A 5,043-nucleotide genomic window follows, 5' to 3' on the forward strand; every position below is an offset into this window, starting at 1 on the left:
GGCACGGGGCGCGGCGGACCGCCGTACCGTGTCGGCCCCGCGTGCCGTTCGGGAGGCCGGCCATGGAGCTCACCAAGGTCACCGCCCTGATGAAGGCCACCGCGCTGGAAGTCGCGATCCTCACCGGCCATCTGGTCCTCTACCCGTCCGGGATCGTCGCCGAGCGGCTCTCCCCCGCCCCGACCCCCACCACGATCACCCCGGGCAGCCGCCCGGTCGTCCTCCTGCACGGTTTCGTCGACAACCGTTCGGTCTTCGTACTGCTGCGCCGTTCCCTCGTCCGGCACGGCCGTGACTGTGTCGAGTCGCTCAACTACTCACCGCTCACCTGCGACCTGCGGGCCGCCGCCGAACTGCTCGGCCGCCGGGTGGACGAGATCCGCACCCGCACCGGGCACGCCGAGGTCGACGTCGTCGGGCACAGCCTGGGCGGCCTGATCGCCCGCTATTACGTGCAGCGACTGGGCGGCGACGCCCGGGTGCGCACCCTCGTCACGCTGGGCACCCCGCACTCCGGCACCACGGTGGCCCCGCTCGCCGACGCGCATCCGCTGGTGCGGCAGATGCGGCCCGGTTCGGAGGTCCTGCGGGAGCTCGCCGGGCCCGCGTCCGGCTGCCGGACCCGGTTCGTGAGCTTCTGGAGCGATCTGGACCAGGTGATGGTGCCGGTGGAGACCGCCCGTCTCGACCACCCGGACCTGCTCGTGCACAACGTGCGGGTGAGCGGCATCGGTCATCTCGCGCTGCCCGTGCATCCGACCGTGGCCGCCGGGGTCCGGGAGGCCCTCGACGCCGGGGGTCCCGTCGTCTCCGGGACGCGGGAAGAGGGACCCGGTTCCACCTCCGTCGCCTGAGCGCACGACACCGTTCTTCGAACGTTCATCGAACACAAGGCCAAAGCTCTACACCCGACCTGGCAAAACGGGGTCGATTGCCCTTTTCCTGCGGGCCCGAACCCCTCCGAAGATTGTCCGCCCCGCGTACCGCCGGGTACAGTCGCGCCACTGCTTACCCCCGGGACATCCCTCACGGGCCCGCCCCGGACTGGTCCTGCTGCCGAGGCGAGAGAGACGTTGGTGAACGACCAGCACCCCCACGCCGGGTACGTCGGAGACGGCGCCCACACCACCGGCAGCTTCGCCATCGACCCGCTGTTCGGCACCTACGGCGGTCAGGCCGACCACAGCGGCCAGTGGGACCTCGGCCAGTACGCCACCACCGGCACGTACGCGACGACGGGGCAGTACGACACCACCGGGCAGTACGACACCACCGGGCAGTACGCCACCACGGGGCAGTACGACACGACCGGCCAGTGGGACACCACGGGCCAGTGGAACACCGCCGCCGCCTCCTACGAGGCCACCGGCACGTACGGGACCACCGCGGCGCAGTACGACACCACCGGCCAGTGGGACGCCTCCGCCTGGACCGAAGCCCAGCACACCGGCCAGTACGAGACCGCCCACGCCGGCTCCTACGCCGCCCAGGGCGCGTACGGCTACGAGGCCTACGACGCCACCGGCCAGTGGGCCGCCCCCGCCTTCGCGACCGAGACCGGCGCCTTCGACGCGACCGCGTGGAACCACGCGACCCCGGAGCCCGAGCCGGTCGTCCCCCAGCAGTACACCCCGCAGGCCGAGCACACCGCCGAGTTCGCCTTCGAGTACGTCCCCGAGGGGCACGAGGGCCACGAGGAACTCCCCTCCGACGAGACCTACGAGGCCTACGACCCGGCCGAGGACGACGAGCCGGCCGAGGGCGGGGCCCCGGAAGCCCTCGAAGACGGTGAGGACGACGCGTACGAGAAGCCGGCCGTCGAGCTCCGTACAGACCCGCCCGTCGCCGGCCGTCCCGTGCGCCGCTCCTCCGGCGGCAGCCGCGGCCGTCGCCGTACCCCCGCCAAACGGTCCGCGCTGCTGACCGTCGCCGTACCCTCCGCCTGCGTCATGGGCGTCGCCGGCATCGCCGCCGCCTCCGTCGGCGGGCTCACCGGCTCCACCACGACCGGCGGGCAGAAGGACGACACGACCTCGCTCGCCGCCGCCGACCCGGCCTCGGTCAAGCAGGTCGCCGCCAACAGCGCGCTCGACACCCAGCTCGCCGCGCTCAGCGCCGACGCCCGCGACTTCGGCGACCGCGCCAGCCGCACCCAGGAGCGCATCGACCTCCGGGCCCGCCAGGACGCCGAGAAGAAGAAGCGCGAGGAGGAGGCGGCCCGCAAGGAGGCCATGCGCCCCAAGTACGTGCTGCCGGTGACGCTCCACCAGCTCAGCGCGCGCTTCGGCCAGGCGGGCGTCAACTGGATGTCGGTGCACACGGGCATCGACTTCCCCGTGCAGTACGGCACCCCCGTGATGGCCGCGACCGACGGCACCGTCCGCACGCAGTGGAACAGCGCCTACGGCAACATGGCGATCGTGACCTCCCCCAACGGCACCGAGACCTGGTACTGCCACCTGAGCAGCACCAAGATCCGCTCGGGTTACGTCAAGGCCGGCGACGTCATCGCCTACTCCGGCAACTCCGGCAACTCCACCGGCCCGCACCTCCACTTCGAGGTCCGGCCGGGCGCCGGCTCCGCGATCGACCCGCTGACCTGGCTGCGCAGCCACGGCCTCGACCCGACCAGCTGAGCCTTCCCCCGCACGCGTACGAGAAGGGCCCCCGGCGACTTTCCGCCGGGGGCCCTTCTCGTACGTACCGCTTCGCTACAGCTTCTCGACCGGCGCGTACCGCAGCAGCAGCCGCTTCGGCTTGTCGTCGCCAAAGTCGATCGTCGCCTGGGCGTCCGAGCCGGCGCCGGTCACCGCCATGACCGTGCCGAGCCCGAACTGGTCGTGCGTGACGCGGTCTCCGACCTGGAGGGAGATCACCGGCTTGTCGCCGGCGCGCCGGGTGGCGAAGCCGGAGGGGCCGGAGCGGGCGCGGGAGGAGGAGAGCGAGGAGGTGATCCCCGCGGTCGGTCCGGCGGGCTTCGCCATCGGACCGGTCCGCTTCCACTCCAGATAGGCGGGCGGGATCTCCTCCAGGAAGCGCGAGGCCGGGTTGTACGAGGGCTGGCCCCAGGCGCTGCGCATCGACGAGCGGGTGAGGTAGAGCCGCTCACGCGCGCGCGTGATGCCCACGTACGCGAGGCGCCGCTCCTCCTCCAGCTCCTTCGTCTGCCCGAGGGCGCGCATGTGCGGGAAGACGCCGTCCTCCATGCCGGTGAGGAACACCACCGGGAACTCCAGGCCCTTGGCGGTGTGCAGGGTCATCAGGGTGATGACGCCCCGGCCCTCCTCGTCCTCGTCCGGGATCTGGTCGGAGTCGGCGACGAGGGCGACCCGCTCCAGGAACTCGGCGAGGCTCGCGGGCTCTTCGCCCTTCTCCTGCTCGAACTCGAGGGCGACGGCGGCGAGTTCCTGGAGGTTCTCGATGCGGGTCTCGTCCTGCGGGTCGGTCGAGGCCTGGAGCTCGGCCAGGTAGCCGGTCCGCTCCAGGACGGCCTCCAGGACGACGGCCGGCCCGGCGCCGGACTCGACGACGGTGCGCAGCTCGTCCATGAGCGCGTTGAACCGCTTCACCGCGTTCGCCGAGCGCGCCGCCATGCCGTACGCCTCGTCGACCCGCTTGAGGGCCTGCGGGAAGGTGATCTTCTCGCGCAGGGAGAGGGCGTCGATCATCGCCTCGGCGCGCTCGCCGATGCCCCGCTTGGGGACGTTGAGGATGCGGCGCAGCGGCACGTTGTCCTCGGGGTTGGCGAGGACGCGGAGGTACGCCAGGACGTCCCGGACCTCCTTGCGCTCGTAGAAGCGCACGCCGCCGACGACCTTGTAGGGCAGTCCGACGCGGATGAAGATCTCTTCGAAGACACGGGACTGGGCGTTGGTCCTGTAGAAGACGGCCACGTCCCCGGCCTTGGCCTCGCCCGCGTCGGTGAGCCGGTCGATCTCGTCGGCGACGAACTGGGCCTCGTCGTGCTCGGTGTCGGCGACGTAGCCGGTGATCTGCGCGCCCGCGCCCGCGTTCGTCCACAGGTTCTTGGGGCGGCGGGACTCGTTGCGCTCGATGACGGCGTTGGCGGCGGAGAGGATCGTCTGGGTGGAGCGGTAGTTCTGCTCCAGGAGGATCGTCGTCGCGTCCGGGTAGTCCTCCTCGAACTGGAGGATGTTGCGGATGGTCGCGCCGCGGAAGGCGTAGATCGACTGGTCGGCGTCGCCGACGACGCACAGCTCGGCCGGGCCGAGGTCCTCGTAGCCGGTGCCGACGAGCTCCCGCACGAGGGTGTACTGGGCGTGGTTGGTGTCCTGGTACTCGTCGACGAGGACGTGGCGGAAGCGGCGGCGGTAGTGCTCGGCGACGTCCGGGAACGCCTGGAGCAGGTGGACCGTCGTCATGATGATGTCGTCGAAGTCCAGGGCGTTGGCCTCGCGCAGCCGCGCCTGGTACATCCGGTACGCCTCGGCGAGCGTCTTCTCGAAGCCGTCGGCGGCCCGGTCGGCGAAGGTCTCCTCGTCGATCAGCTCGTTCTTGAGGTTCGAGATCTTGGCGCTGAAGGACTTCGGCGGGAACTTCTTCGGGTCGAGGTCCAGGTCCCGGCAGACCAGCGACATCAGGCGCTTGGAGTCGGCGGCGTCGTAGATCGAGAAGGAGGACGTGAAGCCGAGCCTCTTCGACTCGCGGCGCAGGATGCGGACGCACGCGCTGTGGAAGGTCATGACCCACATGGCGTTGGCGCGCGGGCCGACGAGCTGCTCGACGCGCTCCTTCATCTCGCCGGCGGCCTTGTTGGTGAAGGTGATCGCCAGTATCTGGCCGGGGTGGACGTGCCGGGTGGCCAGGAGGTGGGCGATGCGGTGGGTGAGGACCCGGGTCTTGCCGGAGCCTGCACCGGCGACGATGAGCAGCGGGGTGCCGGTGTGGACGACGGCGGCGCGCTGCTGCTCGTTCAGCCCCTCCAGGAGCGCGGCGGCGTCCACGACGGGCCGCGGGGCGCCGTCGCGGTAGTGCGTGTCCCGGGGCGGGGGCGCGTCGAAGTGCTCCCCGAAGAGGTCGTGC

At 71.4% G+C, this 5,043-nt stretch carries 3 protein-coding genes; 2 read left to right on the forward strand and 1 reads right to left on the reverse strand.

Annotated elements, in window-relative coordinates; genetic code table 11:
• Positions 1 to 854: lipase family alpha/beta hydrolase (locus tag CCN56_RS02765; RefSeq protein ID WP_373412811.1), on the forward strand; the 854-nt coding region annotated here is incomplete at its 5' end.
• A gap of 222 nt (positions 855 to 1,076) precedes the next feature.
• Entirely contained in the window at positions 1,077 to 2,636 is a 1,560-nt protein-coding gene (locus CCN56_RS02770) for a M23 family metallopeptidase (protein WP_086823064.1), read from the forward strand.
• A gap of 75 nt (positions 2,637 to 2,711) precedes the next feature.
• Here the strand turns inward: CCN56_RS02770 and pcrA are convergent.
• A partial coding sequence (pcrA, locus tag CCN56_RS02775) for a DNA helicase PcrA (protein ID WP_086823067.1) occupies positions 2,712 to 5,043 on the reverse strand: 2,332 nt, incomplete at its 5' end.

Source organism: Streptomyces sp. NRRL B-24572 (assembly GCF_002156145.1).
Taxonomy (GTDB): domain Bacteria; phylum Actinomycetota; class Actinomycetes; order Streptomycetales; family Streptomycetaceae; genus Streptomyces; species Streptomyces vietnamensis.